General features: G+C 39.7%; 21 protein-coding genes and 1 pseudogene. 9 read left to right on the top strand and 13 right to left on the bottom strand.

Annotated features, from left to right (window positions below; translation table 11 throughout):
- Window positions 1-152 precede the first annotated feature (152 nt).
- Complete coding sequence (locus L1D44_RS04840; RefSeq protein WP_239889057.1) at window positions 153-491, bottom strand: hypothetical protein; 339 nt, start codon at window positions 489-491, stop codon at window positions 153-155.
- Between the two features lie 582 nt (window positions 492-1,073).
- On the opposite strand from L1D44_RS04840, the gene L1D44_RS04835 reads away from it, so the two are divergent.
- Together L1D44_RS04835 and L1D44_RS04830 are read left to right on the top strand one after the other, a co-directional pair.
- Complete coding sequence (locus L1D44_RS04835; RefSeq protein WP_239889056.1) at window positions 1,074-2,843, top strand: P-loop NTPase fold protein; 1,770 nt, start codon at window positions 1,074-1,076, stop codon at window positions 2,841-2,843.
- 1,045 nt (window positions 2,844-3,888) lie between these two features.
- Window positions 3,889-4,698 carry a hypothetical protein gene (locus tag L1D44_RS04830; RefSeq protein ID WP_239889055.1) on the top strand — a complete coding sequence of 270 codons (810 nt, stop codon included), beginning with the start codon at window positions 3,889-3,891 and terminating at the stop codon, window positions 4,696-4,698.
- Window positions 4,699-5,081: 383 nt separating this feature from the next.
- Here the strand turns inward: L1D44_RS04830 and L1D44_RS04825 are convergent, their stop codons facing one another.
- Window positions 5,082-5,930 (bottom strand): hypothetical protein, encoded by an 849-nt coding sequence (locus L1D44_RS04825; protein WP_239889054.1) that lies wholly within the window; start codon window positions 5,928-5,930, stop codon window positions 5,082-5,084.
- 185 nt (window positions 5,931-6,115) lie between these two features.
- On the opposite strand from L1D44_RS04825, the gene L1D44_RS04820 reads away from it, so the two are divergent.
- Window positions 6,116-6,961, top strand: coding sequence for a DNA-processing protein DprA (locus L1D44_RS04820; protein WP_239889053.1), 846 nt, complete (start codon window positions 6,116-6,118; stop codon window positions 6,959-6,961).
- Window positions 6,962-6,988: 27 nt separating this feature from the next.
- The gene (locus tag L1D44_RS04815; RefSeq protein ID WP_239889052.1) at window positions 6,989-8,359 is read left to right on the top strand and encodes a hypothetical protein; all 1,371 of its coding nucleotides are present in this window, start codon (window positions 6,989-6,991) and stop codon (window positions 8,357-8,359) included.
- Window positions 8,360-8,526: 167 nt separating this feature from the next.
- Here the strand turns inward: L1D44_RS04815 and L1D44_RS04810 are convergent.
- Window positions 8,527-8,772, bottom strand: a pseudogene (locus L1D44_RS04810) (transposase); the annotation flags it as partial.
- A 169-nt stretch (window positions 8,773-8,941) separates the two neighbouring features.
- The gene (locus L1D44_RS04805; RefSeq protein WP_239889051.1) at window positions 8,942-9,508 is read right to left on the bottom strand and encodes a recombinase family protein; all 567 of its coding nucleotides are present in this window, start codon (window positions 9,506-9,508) and stop codon (window positions 8,942-8,944) included.
- Between the two features lie 291 nt (window positions 9,509-9,799).
- On the opposite strand from L1D44_RS04805, the gene L1D44_RS04800 reads away from it, so the two are divergent.
- The 5 genes from L1D44_RS04800 to L1D44_RS04780 all read left to right on the top strand — a co-directional run bounded on the left by L1D44_RS04800 (window position 9,800) and on the right by L1D44_RS04780 (window position 12,354).
- Window positions 9,800-9,946 carry a hypothetical protein gene (locus tag L1D44_RS04800; RefSeq protein ID WP_239889050.1) on the top strand — a complete coding sequence of 49 codons (147 nt, stop codon included), beginning with the start codon at window positions 9,800-9,802 and terminating at the stop codon, window positions 9,944-9,946.
- Between the two features lie 381 nt (window positions 9,947-10,327).
- The gene (locus tag L1D44_RS04795; RefSeq protein WP_239889049.1) at window positions 10,328-10,885 is read left to right on the top strand and encodes a hypothetical protein; all 558 of its coding nucleotides are present in this window, start codon (window positions 10,328-10,330) and stop codon (window positions 10,883-10,885) included.
- A 106-nt stretch (window positions 10,886-10,991) separates the two neighbouring features.
- Window positions 10,992-11,183, top strand: coding sequence for an AlpA family transcriptional regulator (locus L1D44_RS04790; RefSeq protein WP_239889048.1), 192 nt, complete (start codon window positions 10,992-10,994; stop codon window positions 11,181-11,183).
- Window positions 11,184-11,327: 144 nt separating this feature from the next.
- The gene (locus tag L1D44_RS04785; protein ID WP_239889047.1) at window positions 11,328-11,552 is read left to right on the top strand and encodes an AlpA family phage regulatory protein; all 225 of its coding nucleotides are present in this window, start codon (window positions 11,328-11,330) and stop codon (window positions 11,550-11,552) included.
- Window positions 11,553-11,790: 238 nt separating this feature from the next.
- The gene (locus L1D44_RS04780; protein WP_239889046.1) at window positions 11,791-12,354 is read left to right on the top strand and encodes an inovirus-type Gp2 protein; all 564 of its coding nucleotides are present in this window, start codon (window positions 11,791-11,793) and stop codon (window positions 12,352-12,354) included.
- A gap of 134 nt (window positions 12,355-12,488) precedes the next feature.
- On the opposite strand, the gene L1D44_RS04775 is transcribed toward L1D44_RS04780, so the two are convergent.
- From L1D44_RS04775 to L1D44_RS04735, 9 genes are all read right to left on the bottom strand, one after another.
- Window positions 12,489-13,337 (bottom strand): hypothetical protein, encoded by an 849-nt coding sequence (locus tag L1D44_RS04775; protein ID WP_239889045.1) that lies wholly within the window; start codon window positions 13,335-13,337, stop codon window positions 12,489-12,491.
- 34 nt (window positions 13,338-13,371) lie between these two features.
- Window positions 13,372-14,367 carry a hypothetical protein gene (locus L1D44_RS04770; RefSeq protein ID WP_239889044.1) on the bottom strand — a complete coding sequence of 332 codons (996 nt, stop codon included), beginning with the start codon at window positions 14,365-14,367 and terminating at the stop codon, window positions 13,372-13,374.
- 164 nt (window positions 14,368-14,531) lie between these two features.
- Window positions 14,532-14,795, bottom strand: a complete 264-nt coding sequence (locus L1D44_RS04765; RefSeq protein ID WP_239889043.1) for a DUF1524 domain-containing protein — start codon at window positions 14,793-14,795, stop codon at window positions 14,532-14,534.
- A gap of 558 nt (window positions 14,796-15,353) precedes the next feature.
- Entirely contained in the window at window positions 15,354-15,491 is a 138-nt protein-coding gene (locus L1D44_RS04760; protein ID WP_239889042.1) for a hypothetical protein, read from the bottom strand.
- Between the two features lie 10 nt (window positions 15,492-15,501).
- Window positions 15,502-15,642 (bottom strand): hypothetical protein, encoded by a 141-nt coding sequence (locus L1D44_RS04755; RefSeq protein WP_239889041.1) that lies wholly within the window; start codon window positions 15,640-15,642, stop codon window positions 15,502-15,504.
- Window positions 15,643-15,958: 316 nt separating this feature from the next.
- A complete protein-coding gene (locus L1D44_RS04750; RefSeq protein ID WP_239889040.1) occupies window positions 15,959-16,876 on the bottom strand; it encodes a viperin family antiviral radical SAM protein in 918 nt (305 codons plus the stop codon).
- Window positions 16,877-16,951: 75 nt separating this feature from the next.
- Window positions 16,952-17,620: a hypothetical protein gene (locus tag L1D44_RS04745; protein ID WP_239889039.1), complete on the bottom strand. Its 669-nt coding sequence runs from the start codon at window positions 17,618-17,620 to the stop codon at window positions 16,952-16,954.
- A complete protein-coding gene (locus L1D44_RS04740) occupies window positions 17,610-18,002 on the bottom strand; it encodes a hypothetical protein (RefSeq protein ID WP_239889038.1) in 393 nt (130 codons plus the stop codon). The genes L1D44_RS04745 and L1D44_RS04740 overlap by 11 nt, the downstream gene beginning before the upstream one ends.
- Window positions 17,999-18,556 (bottom strand): hypothetical protein, encoded by a 558-nt coding sequence (locus L1D44_RS04735; protein WP_239889037.1) that lies wholly within the window; start codon window positions 18,554-18,556, stop codon window positions 17,999-18,001. Before L1D44_RS04735 ends, L1D44_RS04740 begins: the two co-directional genes overlap by 4 nt.
- Window positions 18,557-18,873: the final 317 nt, after the last annotated feature.

Here is an 18,873-nt window from a genome sequence, read left to right as displayed (position 1 = left end):
CAATTGGTTACACAAGACATCCGAACAGTAGTTGATATCTGAATCGGATTCTAGGTTGTCATAGTCAGTAGAGCTTTTGATAGGTAAAACTCTATCCCAAATTGAATCCGTATACTCAGTTGAAGCTTTTTGAAGTTTAAGTAATGGTTCAATTAAAGATGGAAAGGAAATTTTAATTTGAGGTCAATTTTATCAACTTTAGATGAGCACTTAATGATCTTGGTTTGCAATTCCCCTCTTAATTCGTTGAACTGGGCATATCTAGCATGAGCAAGCTCTTCCTTTGCTGCTTCATATATTTTCTCATGTTCAATTAGGTATTCAGAAACGATGGTAGCTAATTCAATAATTTCTTCTTTCTTTTCTAATGCCGGTTCCTCAGCTTTGATAGCTAAGTAATTTTGATGCTGATTCTCTAAACGCCTATCAAAACGCCACTGGCTGTATATAACAGCACTAATCGCTAGGATGCCTGTAAAAATAGTTGCCACGTCTTTAGGTTCATCGAAGTACTTACAGAGTTTGGCTATGGCATTATAGATTTCAGGGGAGTTGTAAGGATACCACTGCAACGATTAAAGCTATGCCCCCCTATAACTAACTTACGCATTTCATTAATCCCTTATAAAAACTGATGGTGTTGCTACAAATTTATTCTGCACTTTAAGGCTTGAGGTATGAAGTGGGCAATAAGTATTGAATATTAGGGGAAAATATTGATTTTTGCGTCTCACATTAGCTTAGATATGGCAAAAGCAGACAAACAGGATATGAACATAATTTTTCGCTAGCTTTGGGGCACAAATGGCTTAGATCGTTCAAACTGAGTCATAAATGAGAAACAACGTCTTAGACTGCCCACTTTAAAACATATCTTGGTAGTACACGTTAGATTAGTTGCACCAACGCGGAATACTCGAGTGATGAAAATATCTTCACTCAAAATTCTGATTCACCCCTAATTCTCACCCGTCCTTTATCCGTACCTCAAATATCTATATAAAACCTTTTGCTTGTTAGTGAATAATAGTCGTAGACTTTAAAATTATTAGTATTAACTATCGGAAAATTAAATGGTTAAGCAAGTAGAGCTGGATTGGTCTAAAGGGGTCAAGATTGAAAATAGTTTTTTCCCTGAAGATAAGCTAGGAAGAGTGAAATACGCTACATTCCTGACAAAGCTTCTAGAAGTTCAAGGCTTTGACAAAGCAAGAAGTAAAGCTGATCAAAAGCGAAATTACGTGCTTAATCTAAATGCCGAATGGGGCGCAGGGAAAACGTACTTTCTTAAACGTTGGGCTGAAGATATCAAAGAATATTACCCTGTTGTTTATGTCGATGCATGGAAAAAAGACTACTCTGATGATCCTTTAATGACGGTAGTATCTTCCATTATCGGCCAATTAAGAGAGCAAGCAGGAAAAGATAAAGATTCCATTGAATTTAAAGTTCCTCGTAAGCTTATAGGCCTACTGAAAGCAGCTGCTCCTGGTATAGGTCGAGGATTATTTAAGCGATATGTTGGAATTGATCCCGTAGAAGTTATGAATTCCGATAATGCCAATGAACAGATTGGTACTATCAAGGGGGAAGGTGGCGAAGACTTATTAGATAAAAACGGCAAGCCTATCGATATGAGCTTTGCGGCTTCAGAAGCTGTTAAATATTTGATAGACGAACATGATGCTAAAAGTGCTGCTATAGAAAGCCTAAAAGTAAGTGTGTTCGAATGGGTATCTGCTGTTGTTGGCCTTAAAAATAAAAAGCTACCAGCTTTCATTTTTATTGATGAGTTAGACCGTTGTAGGCCAAGTTATGCTGTTGAGATGCTTGAAACAATTAAGCATATATTTGACATTGATGGGGTTGTTTTTGTGATTGCTACTGATACCGAACAACTACAGCACGCGGTAAAGGCAGTTTATGGTGAAGGGTTTGACGCTAAGATTTACCTTAGCCGCTTCTTTAATAGTAGATATAGTCTTAAGGCTCCTAATTTAGAAAGCTTCCTAGAAGTGCACTGCGATACTAGTAAGCTTTCTGGCCATTACTTAAGAGACTTAAAAGTAGAAGTTCTGCCTTTTAACGAAGATGCCAAAATAACGCTACGAAATATATCGATTATGCTTGATGCCTTTAGGGTCTCAGCTCGTACAGCTATCCAAATCGCAGATAGAGTCGTTGCAACAATCTCAAATATGCCTAGAGGCTCTAAGATTGATATATTGATGCTGACTGCTTTACTTTGTATCAAAGAAAAAGATCATAATCTTTTCGATGAAATAGTGGCAGGCCAGTTTGAGAGAGTGGTGCAAAGTGGGGATAGCCAGAAAACAATTTATTTAAGTGAGTACCTTAAAACTTATATACGGGAAAGCTCTCATGTTCGTCAAATTGAAATGATTTTCGATCCACAGGATTTAGTTCCAAGTCTTAGGTTCTACTCAAATCAGCCCCCTGTAGCTAATCCGTATCGTTCCGGCTGTTATCAATTTAGTTTACTTGAATATTTACAACAGATTTTCTCGGATCACTTTGGGTCAAGTGGAAAATCTCGCTCTTTAATTATCTCTATTGGGGGAAGTCGCAGAAGTCCGGATCGAGAACAGACTCCCTTAGAGAAGCTCAGCAAAACTCTGATAGAAGAGTACAAAAAGCATCAATATGATTCTAGTTCTCTAATGCTGGGCGAACCAGCACTTCTATGGGTCAAGTTTTTCTATATCAAAAATAAATTCAACGCCATAGATATAGATAAATATAAAGACTTTGTAGAGCTAGCCTCGCCACTAGATTGGATGGGCAAAGATGAGCTACCTGAAATGGGCGATACTAATATCTAATAATCCTACCCGGAAGGGAGCCTCAGCAAAGTCGTTTGTCGTATTTGGTCTGATAGTTCTTAGATTACCAAGCACTAATAATAACTTTTTATTGGCCAATAATCTCAGTCAAGTATGTGAATGAGCTTTTACTCTAAATGATATAGGGAAAAATGGGTTATAGTCGATGTCAAAAATCAGTGTTTTCGCATGAGTATCTATTTGGCTTGGTGGGAAAGATACGGATGAAGCACTATAGATTATTGTAAGGCTACTGCCGTAACTTTAATCAGCGGATAGTCACTAATTGAGTAATCTAATGCAGATCCTATCGATACATCAATCTCACGTGTCGATATCTTCCGATTAATATATTGATAATAAGCAACAGCTTGGAACCCTACACAGTATAAGGTGCTGTGGTTTTACTTGGTTTAAGTGATCTGTAATCATGCTCAAACCATAACAGGATAAGGATGTATGGTAAGTACCTAATGAGGCAGATCATTCAATGTCCAAAGTGTGGTGAAGATGTTGAAGCTTTCGGAGGTGTTTCTTTTTGGTGTGACCGCAACAATTGTTTTGGTCAAAGATGTCTAGCTGACAAATTATCTATGCACTTCAAGTGTAAGTGCGGTTGCGAGGGGACTTCTCCAGAGACGCAAAGATAAAGAAAAAGGACAGGCATTACTTATGGTGTACGCCAAACCTTTCACATTAGCATTTCTATAGTCAAAGCTTACTTGTGACATTTACCATTTAGATTCGTGAAAATAATAATGGGGCAATAGTGAGTCAGCGCAGATCTCGCTGACTCGAAGCTGGACAGAAATCGGTTAGTGTAAAGATTCTAAAAGTTGGTCGTGAGATTAGTAAGCTTATGTTTTTCAAATAATGTTTACACTGGCCACCGATATCTGTTGATGAAACCAACAGGCAACATTTTTAGTCTGAATGTGATGTGTATTAGGTTTTCTGCTTTCGGGAGAGACCTGAGTGATCTTTTAGTTGTGTTCATTAAGAAAGGACATATTATCCGCTTGTCATTAATTTTATGGTACAGGACATGTTTTCTTTTTTTAAGAAAGACTTAGCAAAGTTAGTTCAACGCACCCATAGCTCTGAGTTCGCCTTTGTTGATGCTTACAATGATTTAGGTATTTTTATTGACGAAAACCCTAATCCAACCCCCGAAGTGTTTATGGCTTACTGTTATGCTCGTCGCGATTGTGCAGCTGCATTCTACTTACAAGGTATTTGGGAGTATGATCAATTCCAATACACCCAAAATATGTTTAAAGCAGGGCAACTAAATTGCGGTCAGAAAGGTTTAACAAAAGAATTCCAAGAACAGGCAGCTAAACAATCTGTTGAGTATCTAAGGAAATACGTACCACAATGGCAAAGTCTGCAATTGTCACTTTGTACCACACTTGTAATTGATAGAGCTGTTAACCCTGTAATCACACACTACGAACATGCCAGTGACGACGAACTGAAAACCGCAGTGTTCATGGCTACAACTGGTATTTTTACGCGCTTTGAGCCTGTTTTTAGCTTCAAAGATGAAGTCGAGGAAGTTAAAGCACTAACCACGTATCAGAAAATTGACGCGCACCGCGAGTTTTTTTTGAGTATTGACAAGTCCACTAAAAAGAAAACTTCAGTAGCAAATATTGAGTTCAAAGAAATGACTCTAGGCGAAGCAAAAGATATCTGGAGAGCCCGTGTTTTGTGTAGCGACGAAGAGTGCACGCTCGTTAATAAGAAGCTGCAAGAGATTGAAGAAAGTATCCCCAATGTATTCGTAACTTGTATCACGCTTCGTTACCAAGAGGGTAGTCCTCTTGGTCAAAATACAATTTCATCGGAGTAAGAAGAGTGGGGCTCCTGATTCAGTGCCTAAAGAAAGCATCTATTAATTTATAACATTCAGCTGAATACTATAGTGGTCAGCAATTATTAGTTACTACTTTCTAAGTCATTTATGACAGCCCAAGACATAAGAAAAAATATGGCATTATTGGATGTTATCCAACGGACCAGTTTCTTTCGCTAACAAATAAAGGGGCATAAACGTGTTATTAGACTGCCCTAACCCACTTCTAGACACAAATAAGAAACAGCTTTTGCTAAACTAGCACTTAATAGATAACCTAAGGTATTGCAAATCCTCTTATTGATTGGCCAAAATCACTCATCCACTACAGTTTAGCGTTACTAGGGGTGGGGGGAGCTACAAGCTCAGACCAATGTGCTTTAGCCTTCATCTACTGATACAAAAATCCTATCAGCATTCCATAGTTCAATGATTTTCCTAGTTTTCTGAGCATTCCAGAAGCACTTGCCAAATAAGATAAATCCCGCGCCTTCTAGATCACGTCTTTCGGTGATTTTAAAGCGGTTGAAAATCTTATCTTTATGCTTTTTGATCGGAATTCCCACATCATCACAGTCAGCAGGATTTAACCATTCCATATCTGTGTCAGAATGCGAGATTGTCCCCCAAAACATCTTAGGACGGGCATCTTTTGGGTTATCTGCTGGTTCTGCATCTGCAAAATTCACGAACAAGTTCTTAGCTTTGTAGGTATACTTTTCATCTATTGCGATAATCATGTCCGATTGAGCTAAATCGCTTCCACGCATTAAACTATTCAATGCTATTTCCATGCCTAAGGCAGTTTTTCTAACTGTAGCTACAGCACCAGTATGTGATTTGGTACTGCCCGACCCAGTTGGCTTGGGTTTCGATGGGCGATCAGTTTTACTTTCCCCTGATGGTTTAGAGTCAGCAGCAAAAAAGTCAAAAGCAACTTCACTTGAGTCAGCTATGATCTTATCTACTTCGAGAGCATGCTTAACTTCACGTTCACGTTGCGGTGATGAACGTCCTTCGTTGCATCCTTGGACATGATATCGTGAACCAAAACATGCTGCTTTGCCATCGACACTTTTTCTGCGGTAGTAAGCTTCTGCTGCACATTTAGGATTAGGACATTCTAGGTACTGCCTGTACTTTTCGATGTCTGAATTAGACAGCTTTTGAAAATTATAGATGTTGTAGATCTTACGCTTCCCATCATATGTGCAAACAGCATCAATCATTTAGTAAACCCCAGAATTAGTGTAATCTATTGACTTTTCACCAATTATAAATACTGTTGTAAAGTATTAGTACCACTTATGAGACTAATACTTGAACTAAATCAATTGGCAGATATAAAGTAGTTATATTCAATTGCAATTACTGCACCTGTTAGCATATATTCGAGAGTGACTGGAGTATCATTGTGATTAATTTGAGTAAAAATCAAAAGCTTGCATGGTGTCATGCAGCCCTAATACTGACCAAAAAGGTTTCAGTAGGTAGTGTCACAGCTAATAGCAAGCTACGAGACATGTTGTTGAACATAGGTTCTTTTGAAGACATCTATAATCAGCATTTTGGTATGTTTCCAATTGAAGAAAAGATTGAACACCAATTGGATATGGCTTACAGCAAGATTGACTTCGACTTCAAAGTAATCACCATAAATGAGCCTGAATATCCAGAGAAATTAAGGTCTGTAGAGGGTGCAACACCTGTATTGTACTGCCGTGGTGATTTGAGTCTGCTAAATGCCGATAAAACCATTTCATTCGTTGGAACACGTGAATTACACAACCCCGAGCACGTAAGGCATGGGGATGCAGTAATAGCTAGACTGCTGAATGCTGGCTACCAAGCGATTGTAAGCGGTTTAGCTGCTGGTTCTGATACATTGGGTCATCAAGCTGCATTAAAGCATTCAGGAAGGACGATAGCGGTTCTAGGGACACCTTTAGACCAGTACTTTCCAAAGGAAAACAGGGAGCTTCAAGATGAAATTGCCAAGAATCATCTTTTAGTATCTGAGTATCCGATAGGTATACGTAGCTTTGGTTCTTTTTTTGCTAACAGAAACAGAACAACAGTAGGTCTATCAAGTGAAGGTGTTGTAGTCGCCCGAGCGGGTGATAGAAGTGGAACACAGTACGCTATTAGGCACTGTGTCGAGCAGGGCAAACAGCTATACGCCCTAGAAAACAACACCTATGAACCTGAGTACCAGTGGGTTCAAAAATACAAAGATAATATGAAAGTGATCAGGCAGTAATTCTAATAATTTATTGGAGCTCAACCGATGGAAGTTATTATTTTTGATCTGGATAATACGCTTGTCAATACAATAGATTGCCAACCTTACTTGCGAACAACGCATGGTCGAGCTTTAATCGTCGATAAACTTCGTGAGAATGAAGTCCAAACCAGACTTTACGACCCAAATATTGTTGATTACATCAATGAGCTATCAGAGATGTATCATGATACGCATGTTGTTTTCGTTACTGATTCACCAAATTCTCCAGACTGTAGGTACTGTGAAACTGTGCTGGACTTACATGGTTTCGAGTATGATAACCAGCACATTTTATCTAACGCTGGAAAGCCTTGTTGTGAGATAGAGGTGTTTTTGGAGGAATTGGCAGCTTACCATGACCAAGACTTTAGCGATGTTCGGGTTTTAGTCGTCGGTGACACAGCTAAAGACATACACTTTGGTCATTACATTGAATCACCATCGGTATTTTGCACTTGGGGTACTGAGTTCAATGTCAAGTACATTACAGACAACGCGATGCCTACCGCAGTTGTGAGTAACATTGAGGAACTAGATGAAGTGATCACTGATTTCATCAATGGCGACTTAGAATACGAGCCTTATGATTTCCAGAGACACTTCCGTACTGTGAGGCTTGAAGACACAAACGTCTACACAATCCCTGATGCAAATATAGGTTACGCCAGAGATTTTATTCCAAGGTATCGTGACTGTAATACACCGCAATACAGATACACTTGGTTTGATGTTTATTACGGTTTAAAGCCAGCTAAAAATCGTACTTATGAGCAATTGAATAGAAACCTTGGCGTTCCTTTTTGTACTAATGCAGGAGAAATCAATAATGGTAGCAACGTTGCACTAAAACGTTTGTCAGGTATCTATATTCAGAAGTTTTACAAGTGGGCTAAAGATGTTGGTTTCGAGGGTAGAGTCGCTTTAGTGCCGATACCAAGTTCTGTTCCAGAAGAGTGCAACCATTCCAGACCCATGATTCAGGTATCGATGTGGTGGGAAGAGTGGGCAAATGCGAACAGGGGACTACCCTATAGAATAAAGGCGCATCAGGTTATTGAAAGGTGGCAGCCTAAAAAGCCTTCACACAAATCTAATGATGCTAGAACCCCTGAAGCACACATCGAAACACTAGGTGTGTATCTAGAAGATGAAGCTAATTTCCCTGATGATATTACGGCAGTAGTGCTTCTAGATGATGTATATACATCTGGCGCGCAAATGAATGCAGTAGCATCCGTGTTGCTAGAGTTAGGTATGCTCCCTGATGATGTTCCGATTTATGGATTTGCATTTGGGAAAACAACGTCACCAAACCCATTGGCTAACATTCAAGCGATTATTGATCAGCTTAATGCTGCTGAAAACGAACAGTAAGTTAAAGGGCATAACAATCACGTTATGCCCTTTGTCCTTTATGGAAGCAATTACCCTTCATATGTCTACCGTCGTAAGCTGTAACAGCCACAGCTTTTCGCATATCGGGCATAAGCATTAACTGTTTATGCCCGTTGTAGTATTCAACCGACAGTACAGGCATAGATTCAGAATTTAAATAGTTGAATACAGAACGGCCATGCCCTTCCGAGTGAACATCCGTAAGCGCGCCACGATCCGGCCTCTTTTATGAATTCAAGCATATAGTTATAAAGAATAAGACCATTCGCCTTGCTGTCTCGATGATACTGTAGAGCATGGCACTGGCATCGGCACCTCGAGGATTATTTGAGAATAATCAATTTTTTCTACTAATAACCAGTGACTTTAATTGCACGTTCGGCGCAATTTGATAAGAACTGAAGACCATCGCCACTTTAGTATTAGAAATATTTAGACCAAAGTGAACCTGGCACATCTTTACTGACAGTATTCGTTAAAATAGTTTGGGGCACAAACAAGTTAACCCTCTCATAGCCACAATAGCTAGGGCAGCTTAGAAATGATGTAGGTAATGGAAACTTACTTATTCCAATGCCTTTTCACAGTAGCGATTCCAACCCCTAATGCTTCTGCTGTTTTAGATTGAGATAAGCCTGCTGCTTTCTTTGTCTGTACTAAAGCAGTAGTGTTATGCGCTTCTGGTCTACCAAGTTTTTTACCTTGGGCTTTAGCTCGTTCAAGCCCTTCTTTTGTTCGTTCTCTAATACGGTTCCGCTCGAACTCCGCAAAGGCTGAAAACATTTGCAGCATCAGCTTACCCTCAGCACTTGAAAGGTCTGCTACAGGCAAGTCTAAGCAAACAACCTTGACTCCTTTATCTGTAAGTAGGTTAATTGTGTTTTGTACGTCTATGTTATCTCGACCTAAACGATCTAGCTTTAAGACCACCAGCATATCGCCACTTTCCATCTGGTGATTGATTAGCATCTTGAACTTTTCACGCTTCATGGCTTCAACAGAACCAGAGATCGTTTCACTGATAGTACGTGCGTCACTAACCTCATAGCCTTTCTGCCTAATAGCAATAACTTGATTCTCTGTGGTTTGCTCTGTTGTAGAAACACGACAATAGGAAAAGATACGCATTGGTTACTCACTTTATGGAAGGTATCAAATATAGGGGTATCATATAATTAAAGTACCATCAAAGATAGACCCTGGTTTTATGATACCGACATTAAATAGAGAAAGCTGGTATCAATATACGAATATTTTTTGATACCCAATTTTTATATCACATAATTCAGCTAGCTTTGTTCGTAATGCGCTCTGAATTTTTGCTTCCTATCTGGTAATGACATTTCTAATTATTACCGACGTCATTCAAAATCACTTTTTGGAATAGCTGCAACATCTAGGAGGGCAGATAAAAAGAAGATGCCTACGATTAAACCTGATGAGCAACCCAAGTATATGGAGTCCCTCTTCTACGCCAGCATCAAGAAAATTACTCGCTGCTTGATTGAGATCCAACTTCATACCATGACGCGGCCAACTGAAGCCGCAATGGCAAAGTGCGCCTGAGGTTGATTTCGATAAGCTGATACGGGTTATCCCTGCAGATAGAAATCCCAATAATCACACCAGTACAGAAATTGGCAATATGACACTCAGGCGTATAGGCTACAAAGGCCCGCTTAGTTGCCCACGGCTTACGCACTTTAGCTAGTACAACCTTCAACGAGCAAGGATTCGATGCCGAATTGATTGAGGTATCACTCGCTCATGTAGACAAGAATACCCTTCGTGCGGCCTATAACCGAGCAGCTATATCAAACGATGCAGAAAGTTCACGTGCTGGTGGAGTGAACATATTTCAACACAGGCTTAGGCCAACCACCACTCAGACTTACGCTTGCTAAACATAAGAAAAATTTAGAAACCGCAATTTAATGGGAGACATCCATGCCTAGATCTAGGTTTAAATACAAAACCTCACTGAACCCAGCTGATGCTGTCGCTCTAATTTTAAATGCTGATGACATTTCTACAATTCCACGAGGCGATCCTAGTTTTGAAAGAGCCAACGAATTATATGCTGGATTAATTTCTGAGTTCGAGATAGCAATCAACGATCCAAACAAGAGCAAGATCGACATAGTCTTACCACCTGTCATGGGGGCTTCAGATGCTGAAGCGTCTATAGTCAGCATTGCAAAGTATCTAACCCAAATAGGCCACCGAGAAGATGCAGAGCTTCTATATCCTGACTCAAACATTCTCAATACCAATAAAGATGGCTCTATTCACGGAAATACAGCTAGAAACGCTAGCGCAAGGGAGGAAGTCCTCCAATTTGCTCTATACCTGCTGAAAAAATTTCCGGATCAATGTACTACGATTCCACAGTGGGCAGAGTTGATCGATGAAAAAGCACCACTAAAATGGCCTGAAACTGGTGTTCCTCCTCTAGCTCGTGCAACCGTTGAAAAGCTATTAAGGAAATCTATAAAAGATTTCTGACAGTAATTTTAGTTTCTGACAGTAATAAATTACTGCCAGAATTTAAGCCTTAGTCTGTATTACGCTTGCCTCGTACTATTAACACCGAGATATTACGAGGCAATCCATGAAAGTTTTAAGATTAAAAGAAGTCATTAATATCACAGGGCTAAGCCGCTCTACCATTTACGAGCTGATCGCTCAGAATCAATTTCCTAAGCAACTACCACTAGGAGCCCGCGCTGTTGGCTGGGTCGAAGAAGAGATCAACAACTGGATTACGCAACAAATTGAAGCGAGGGATCACGAAAACATTTAACTCAGGAACAATTTACTAAACGATGCGGGTAGCCAGATAGCTCGATTACTTAGCTATGCCACGACTTCTTTGCCCGATAATGATTGACTATATCAAGCAGAAGCAAACAAAAGCCCTATTTGATGATTAAGTGGAGTTGAACAGATGAAAACCCCAAGGTTATTAAAACATATGGAACAAAAGTGCATCCAATCTAAAGATCTGGATTACATCATTCGCTCTAAAGAGATGGCTGAACTACTAAGCATCAGCATATCGACTCTTCAACGAAGAGTACGTGACAATCAATTCATTCAGCCCATAAAAATCAATGGAAAGAATAAGGGCTGGCGCAAAAGCGATTATGACTTTTGGATAGAAAACCAATAACCCTAGCCTGAAACCATTTATTTTGGGCCCCATGATAAAAGGGCAGTAAAAACTGCCCTTTCTTCCATATTACTGACATCAAATGCACTTAGATGCGTCCAAATGAGCCTTATAAACAATGAATGAAGGTTCAGAGCAACATTTAGCGCCTTAAGTAGATTGTTTTCAAAACTGAAATGCGCGGCATCATTGAGCTACAGGTCTGGCACAAGCAGCATTTATTACAGGTTTTATTATTATGCCTTTTAACGCTACTGAGTATGAATACCTAGATTACTTCTGGCCAGTGCAAAAGTTCGATACTGGTTTAAATAAAGACATCATGGATTCTATCTTTGAAAGATTACTTTCAATGCTTGAGCTCCATCCGAAGGTTCTAATGGTCTGTTTTGAAATCCACACTTACGAAGCCACCAGTACTAACAAACTCATTAGCAAGCTGTTCAAGCAGCTGACAAACTCTCTAGAAAAGCACTATAACAGTAGGATGGACTACTTATGGGTACGAGAACAAACAGCAGCTGAAGGGTTCTGCCATTACCACTGCATAGTCATTATTGATGCACAGAAAGTGCGAAACTCATTTGGTATAAAACCACACTTAGATAGAGCCTGTTACTTGCTGGTCAATGTTAGTTATTATTTCCCTAGTAATTGTAACTATTGGGTGCACTACCAAGACAAAGATAGCTTTCTAAGCGCAATATTTCGTGCTAGTTATTTAGCCAAAAATGAGACTAAAGAATACACACCTAAAGGCATTAAAAAGTTTCAAGGGGGGAGGAAGAAGCGTTCTCTGTAAAAGAAAAAACACCAACTTTAAAACCAATATTAAATTGGAACTCTGCAAATAAAACCATCCCTGCGCAATCCTCCTCGGATCGGGCTATAAACTAGATTTAACTAGATTGTTTTAACAGTCTTGGGAAAATAGACCTACTTCTGGAGCAACTCCCTAAATACCCTTTCATGACACCCAAAGCCTGAATCCATTAAACCTTGCTGGTGGTAATCAAGCCATAATGCAACCGCATTATCGATACCAAACTGACCTTCACCTATATTTCGTGAGTAAAACTTAGGGTCTGTGGTTAAGTCTTCAGCTTGAAACCTTCGACCTCTGATTGAGGTTTGTTCGTTGTCGCTATCAGGAATGTGGTTTAACGAGGTCAACTTATGAAACTGGTCAGGAGAAATCATTCGGCCTGAAACATAACAATTACGCCTCCAGGCTTGTGCTATACATGCAGCAATATCTGCTCGACATTTCCAGTAGCCATAAATCCAGAGTTCACAGAAATGATAACGATAAATAGGTTCGTTTCCGATCTCAGCAACCTGCTCTCTCATTAAAATTAACGCATCATATTCATCAGCCATGAACTTCGTAGTTAACAACCAACCATCAACGCTGTTTCCACCAGCAGCATTCAATATAGAATTCAGCCAGTCACCGAACAACTTTGGCTGTTTGTAAAAATGTTTGAGCTCATACAGCTCTTCCGAACCGCCTTCCAACCACTCAAGCTTCACACCAAATAGTGTTGCCGCCGCGTCCAAAATATCTGTATCTAAGCTCTTTAGAAGTTCAGTCTCATCTTCAACTTGGTGAATGGTGAGGTTATGCCCAAAAAAACGGGGGATTTGTGCACGAGCGATACCATGCGCTTCAAAAAGTCGAATAAAGCGCTGTGCGGTATTAGTAACGATACGCTCAGGGTTACGCCATTTCTTATACCTAGCTCTAAGCGCAAAGAATGCTTCTACATCACCTAATCCAACCATGGATAATTGTCCTTTATTAAACTAAACCTTTGCACTATGAGTCGACTTTAGTAACTTCAAAGCCATACTGGCTAACCACTTCAATTAAACGAGTTACACTACCAATACTCCATTGGTTAGATATGGCAATAACTTCACCTGAATCAAGCTCAATAAGGTCTTCATCGCTTGAATGATATCGCTTCACTTTGCCATCAGTGACATCTGATATAGGCAGGGCTATTCGTCGACGTATATCCTTATCAAATACTTCCAGTAAATCCGATAAAGAATTTGGCTGGTGGGCTTCAATCCAATCAGTGATAAGCGCCAATGCTAGATTTCTCTTATTGTAAGTCTGATCTTTATACTTAAATCGCGAATAATCACGCCCACCAGCAGACTCACTTCGTTGCTCTGCTCGCTTCTCACGAAACTTAATCTGATACTCTTCGGCTTCAGGAACCGGAATAATCTGCTCAGCATTAATCAAAATATCATCGTTATACTGATAAGGTGTTAAACGGACGCAAGTTATATCAAGCTGCTTATCACGTAACCAAAGCACAGAGGTTGTCAGCTCCTTGCCAAAATCAGCAGATGCTAAAACAATACGGACATCATTTCCAAAGTCATCAATACTACTCTCATCTAAGTCAACAAAGTCTAGAATAGCTTCTCGGGCATCCAATTCTAATCCTTCAGCCGTAATATATCTGTCAAAATACTCGCAGGCCTTATCAAAGGTCATGTTCGAGATCATTGCTGCATATCGCAGGGCTTGCAGCTCCATGTGCGCACCTACCTCATCACGCTTAAGCTCAATTACCACTAGGTTGGCATTTTTATCAATTGCTAACAGGTCAATACGGCGACGGCTATCTTCCCAATCAGAGAATTCTTCTGAGATAACAAGGCAATCAGGTGCTATCGCTTCAATACTTTGCTTCAATGCAGCCTGCAGGTCTCGGCGCTCATGCAAACCTGCCTCAGCAAAAGTGGTCTTTTTAAGGGCTGTTAAGTTTTGATTAGAAATATTGTATAGGCTCAATTTAGCTTCCTTACTTATTTACATTGATATTTACTGCGAAAACAACGTGAAGATATCGCGATATTAACAACCCTAACCTACTGAGAATTTATCAGTCCGATCAGCTACGCATTATTGCCCTTTCAAAACTGAGAGCATTAGCCTTTCGTGTTCTTCAATATTAACTATCCCCCCCCATCAGGCCCCCAGTGTTCGTAACTCATCATAAGTGCTTGCTTTAAGCTCTCTGCACGGTTGTTTTCACGATAAAACTTCTTTTTATCTGCTGGAGAGTAGTTACTCAATCTTGAGTTACTACTTGGCGAAATAAGGCAAAGATTACCGAATCGGTCAACCCCCTCCATCCCTTTGGCACCAGAGGGATCTGTTTGAGGGAAGTAATGCTCGACTGAGGTTCTAAAGGCAAACTGGAATTTATCAAAGTGCACTCCAAGATAGCCCTTATCTTTCCCACTAAAACTTTCACCAGCTAAAAGTCTGCACCATAGTAAATAGTCGAGGCGGTTAAAAACAAAGTTTTGAACGCTTGTACCTTGGTGAAGTACGCCATTAGGATACACATGGCAATTATCTCCAACTATTTCTATAAAATAACGGTTACTTAGCGTTTCGAGCTTATCTAAGTAGGCATTACCATCAACAGTTAGCCCTGAATCTTTTTCCTTTTAAACTGATTATGCTTGTCTGTTAAGAATGCGAGTGTTGCCGGACTATTTTAAATTGAGTCATAAAAAATCGAATTCCAGTTATTAGATGTTCCTAACATTCTTGTTTCTCTTCTGCCACACAGCGGCTTCTTCAACAAACTGTTACAACTGTCCCCTCTGTTTCGATTGTGCCATAACTTACTGAGAAAGCACAGGATTCTCACCAATAAATGAGCTATAGAGAATAGATTGCAAAATGCAAAAACATACGTTTCCAAATAAAATGGGCAGTGTATACACTGCCCATTAGACGGTTACGCTTTAGAGCTGCATAGTTAGTTAATCATCACCAATATAGCCATCATTATTGGGGTTATGAATATCCGCCCAATCATCCATATCCGCATCATTGTTTGGATTATTGATATCAGACCATGTATCTAACTCTTCTTGTGACATTTCTGATGTGTCTGGCATGGTTTCCTCCTTATTTTTTGCCTTGATAACGTGGATTATTAGGGTTTAATTGCTGGCTACGATTATCTAGCACCTTTTGATACGCTTTATTGGTGCCTAGAGTCCCTTTGTTAGCATTCGATTGTTCTGATTTGTGATTGTTACTACTCATTTTTATCTCCTTATTTAAAAGTTAGTTTGATTACCGAGGGACTAACCCTCTAATCCCTCAACAATCGTCGAACATCACTTCTAAAGTTATAGAATGCCCTTTTATCGCTAGGGGATCCTGGGACGGTTAGACGCCGGCCATTTGGAGAAAGCAAAATAAGATGTTTATTGTGACGACAGATTTCCCACCCTCTATATTTAATAATCTTATATATGAAATGATTGATATTTTTATCACTGCTATATTTTTTCATGATTCATCCCTAAGCTTAAAAGGCAATTTAGAAAGCATGTTTAAGCCTTGCTGAAACTGAGCTTTAATAACTCTGAAATGAATCTGTACTAGCTGGAGACTGGTAGCGGCGGGCAAACGCCTCAACATTAAAACTTATCTGCTGAAAAGCCTTTTCAACACCAATATCTAAAATCGATTTACTATGAGTGTGCCCTTCGCCATCACCACTGTTTTGATAAAAGCAACCATCAGGATTTATCATTAGGTAGGATTGCCACATAGCATCGTTGTCTTCCTCAACCACGAAATCTGTCAGATCGTGGTGGCGTTCGACATAAGCCCGGTACTGTTCATTCGTGATAGTGCAATCTTGTTGTTGAACAGGCAGTACTCTCAACAACTTCCACTTGTCAGGCTTAACCCGTTTCATAGTACTTGTAAGGTTCTCCCTCCAATTGAATGCATTTACAACAGTATTAAGTTTTAACTTCCCAGTAGGGTTAAGTAACCGATAGCGACTACAGATCTCGAATAATTTGTCAGGAGATAACCAATTCCCCTTACGGTCAAGCCTTCCAATACTATCGGCAATAAGGTAATCACCAGTATCAAAACTAATACCCAACATGTCGATATAAGTTGAGATACGACTTAAGATCTGTGGACTCAAAAAATGCCCATTGGTAATTATTGAAGTATTAAACCCTAGTGACTTGGCATAAAGCAGTGCTTCTACAAACCGACTACCAAGCATGATGGGCTCTCCACCAGCAAAGTTAATCCGTACCTTTTGGTAACCTAATTGGTTTTTTAGTTGATTATCAGAAAGAAAGTAATCAGCCAATCTACTAAGCAGTTCGCTAACTTGAGTTTCGGTGTGATGTAACTCTGAGGAGAGAACATGGTTATCCCAGGTAGCATAGCAATAACCACACCGGTAATTGCATGCTTCTGTCATATGAAAATTAATAACCAGCTCTTGAACTTTATTTGTTTGCATTGTGAATCTCCGTTTCTTGAAAACAAGTCCAGAGTCATTCAGTGCAATGCACTAACAAGTAATTATTTTAACTTTTTAAAAGTTTTTCATTTGATCGAGTAAATCGTCAAAATCACGAGCCTCTCGCAATTGAGCTTCAATAGCTTGCCTAAGCTGTTTTACTCCCTGAATAGAGTCATCTAGATGGCAACTTAGCTGCTGAGCCAATTTCCAATCAGATTGTAAGTAAGCTTTTAAGACTGTATCTGTACTCGCTAAGGCTGAAGACTGAAGCAACAAAGCTTGTAAAAGGCCTGTATTACTTCCCATTGCCACCTGAGGTAGCATCGAAAAAGGATTGGGCAACATAATGTCGTAGAGGCTTTTATCAGAAAGTAAGATATCAACTAGGGCTGATACTTGATTACTCTGCAGAGCGATTCCCATTAAGCTGTTCAAGTTAAAAAGAAGTGCATTAATTGTCTGAGCACACTCAGCCCTGTAAACTTTATCTTCGAAAATACGCTTAACATCCTTGGGGTCAAGGTAGACAGCATTAAGGATTAAGGCGTTATGCAGAACCGTTAATTGTGAGCTATCAGCTAGATAAACAGTTGCACGCTGTACATGCTTATCTTGAACCGTTTTAATCAGCCCATTACGCACCAATGAGTTAGCTTTATTTTTAAGAAACTGACTATCCTTAGCTACTCGAATGGAAAACAACTTATAAATCGCATCAGGTACTGTAATTTCATAATCCATCGCAATATACCTGTTCAAGTAACGCACTAGCTGTAATGCCTCGATTTACAGCATTCGCTCCAAAAGAAATACTTGCTATAGATTCAGCCATTGTGTGCCAATTGCTTTTTCGATAACGGCTAAATGAACATGATGAGTTGTGCTTTATGTATTGCTGTAAAACCCCGATGCAATATCCGGCCCTCATAGCTTCCGACATAGACGTTCTAACTGATGCTAATAATTGCTCTTCATCTCGACTATTATAGATATCGATAGCTTCTTGGCATGCTTGGACTAAAAACTCGCCATCATCTCCAAAGAGAGACTGTTTCGCTGTAACTGGAGCCGCCACGCACAAACAGATTAAAAAGCTCCCCCACATATACGATTTTATTTTCATGCTTCTTTAGCCCCCCAAGGATCATCTTTTATTACCGCCTCAGAGCTAGCTGTTTCGTCACAATCAACTTTCTTGGTAATGGAAGCCTCTTTTATTGGTTTAGTCGGCGCAAGCCCGTAAAGCAAAATAATCAAAGTTGAAGCATCAAAAAATGCAATCCATTCAGCCTGCTTTTCATAGAACGCACTAGTAATATGGCCCTGAGCCTCCAACAAGTAGTAAAGTAGAAACGACTCAACAAAAAATGAAAACAATATTCCTGCAGTCAAAACCATGAACATTAGTTTTGTTGTAGCCCACTTATCATACCCACAACTAATAGCTCTACTCACAAAGCGCCATAGCATTAATAGAGAAAGAGCAATTAAAGCAATTTCGGTGATATCAAGGTCTGCAAAACCTTCACCATACTCAAGGAAAGTGAGTGGGATAGAAACTAACGCGAGTAGCCCAAGTAGGGCAAAAAGAACGAAAACGACTTTATGAATAGTCCAACAAACTACTCTGGTGAAAAATAGGTCAATCTTGCCAAATAAATTCATATTCTCTTCCATGAACGTGATCCATATTGCTGAATTTTAATGCCTTTACAGTTTATACCGTGCAAATAACATACGTAAACTAAAACTGTTTAAGTAATGCCCATCGTTATATCATTTAAGACTCTTTTCTTTCAGCTCAGAAAGCCTTTTCACCTAAATATTCCCCTTGTGCAGTCCCTCATATAGGACACAGCAAAGCAGCTGAGATTTGTAATGCCCACATCAGAATTTACGGCTTGCATGGGTTGCTATTTGAAATTAAAAGAGCAAAACCGTGTGAGCTTGCTGACTTCCATCTCTAGCTCCCTCCCAATATCCTTTATAATAAA

The organism is Shewanella sp. Isolate13 (genome assembly GCF_022398325.1).
GTDB lineage: Bacteria > Pseudomonadota > Gammaproteobacteria > Enterobacterales > Shewanellaceae > Shewanella.
The sequence above is the reverse complement of the archived record's forward strand: the minus strand, read 5'-3'. Positions and strand labels throughout refer to the sequence as shown.

What these genes read in the sequence shown, in the direction of transcription:
- L1D44_RS04790 (WP_239889048.1), top strand. Translation starts at nt 10,992, where the DNA reads ATGAAAGTTTTAAGATTAAAAGAAGTCATTAATATCACAGGGCTAAGC.
- L1D44_RS04785 (WP_239889047.1), top strand. Translation starts at nt 11,328, where the DNA reads ATGAAAACCCCAAGGTTATTAAAACATATGGAACAAAAGTGCATCCAA.
- L1D44_RS04760 (WP_239889042.1), bottom strand. Translation starts at nt 15,491, where the DNA reads ATGCCAGACACATCAGAAATGTCACAAGAAGAGTTAGATACATGGTCT.
- L1D44_RS04745 (WP_239889039.1), bottom strand. Translation starts at nt 17,620, where the DNA reads ATGGATTATGAAATTACAGTACCTGATGCGATTTATAAGTTGTTTTCC.
- L1D44_RS04830 (WP_239889055.1), top strand. Translation starts at nt 3,889, where the DNA reads ATGTTTTCTTTTTTTAAGAAAGACTTAGCAAAGTTAGTTCAACGCACC.
- L1D44_RS04795 (WP_239889049.1), top strand. Translation starts at nt 10,328, where the DNA reads ATGCCTAGATCTAGGTTTAAATACAAAACCTCACTGAACCCAGCTGAT.
- L1D44_RS04740 (WP_239889038.1), bottom strand. Translation starts at nt 18,002, where the DNA reads ATGAAAATAAAATCGTATATGTGGGGGAGCTTTTTAATCTGTTTGTGC.
- L1D44_RS04780 (WP_239889046.1), top strand. Translation starts at nt 11,791, where the DNA reads ATGCCTTTTAACGCTACTGAGTATGAATACCTAGATTACTTCTGGCCA.
- L1D44_RS04800 (WP_239889050.1), top strand. Translation starts at nt 9,800, where the DNA reads ATGCCTACGATTAAACCTGATGAGCAACCCAAGTATATGGAGTCCCTC.
- L1D44_RS04775 (WP_239889045.1), bottom strand. Translation starts at nt 13,337, where the DNA reads ATGGTTGGATTAGGTGATGTAGAAGCATTCTTTGCGCTTAGAGCTAGG.
- L1D44_RS04825 (WP_239889054.1), bottom strand. Translation starts at nt 5,930, where the DNA reads ATGATTGATGCTGTTTGCACATATGATGGGAAGCGTAAGATCTACAAC.
- L1D44_RS04755 (WP_239889041.1), bottom strand. Translation starts at nt 15,642, where the DNA reads ATGAGTAGTAACAATCACAAATCAGAACAATCGAATGCTAACAAAGGG.
- L1D44_RS04750 (WP_239889040.1), bottom strand. Translation starts at nt 16,876, where the DNA reads ATGCAAACAAATAAAGTTCAAGAGCTGGTTATTAATTTTCATATGACA.
- L1D44_RS04735 (WP_239889037.1), bottom strand. Translation starts at nt 18,556, where the DNA reads ATGGAAGAGAATATGAATTTATTTGGCAAGATTGACCTATTTTTCACC.
- L1D44_RS04805 (WP_239889051.1), bottom strand. Translation starts at nt 9,508, where the DNA reads ATGCGTATCTTTTCCTATTGTCGTGTTTCTACAACAGAGCAAACCACA.
- L1D44_RS04835 (WP_239889056.1), top strand. Translation starts at nt 1,074, where the DNA reads ATGGTTAAGCAAGTAGAGCTGGATTGGTCTAAAGGGGTCAAGATTGAA.
- L1D44_RS04815 (WP_239889052.1), top strand. Translation starts at nt 6,989, where the DNA reads ATGGAAGTTATTATTTTTGATCTGGATAATACGCTTGTCAATACAATA.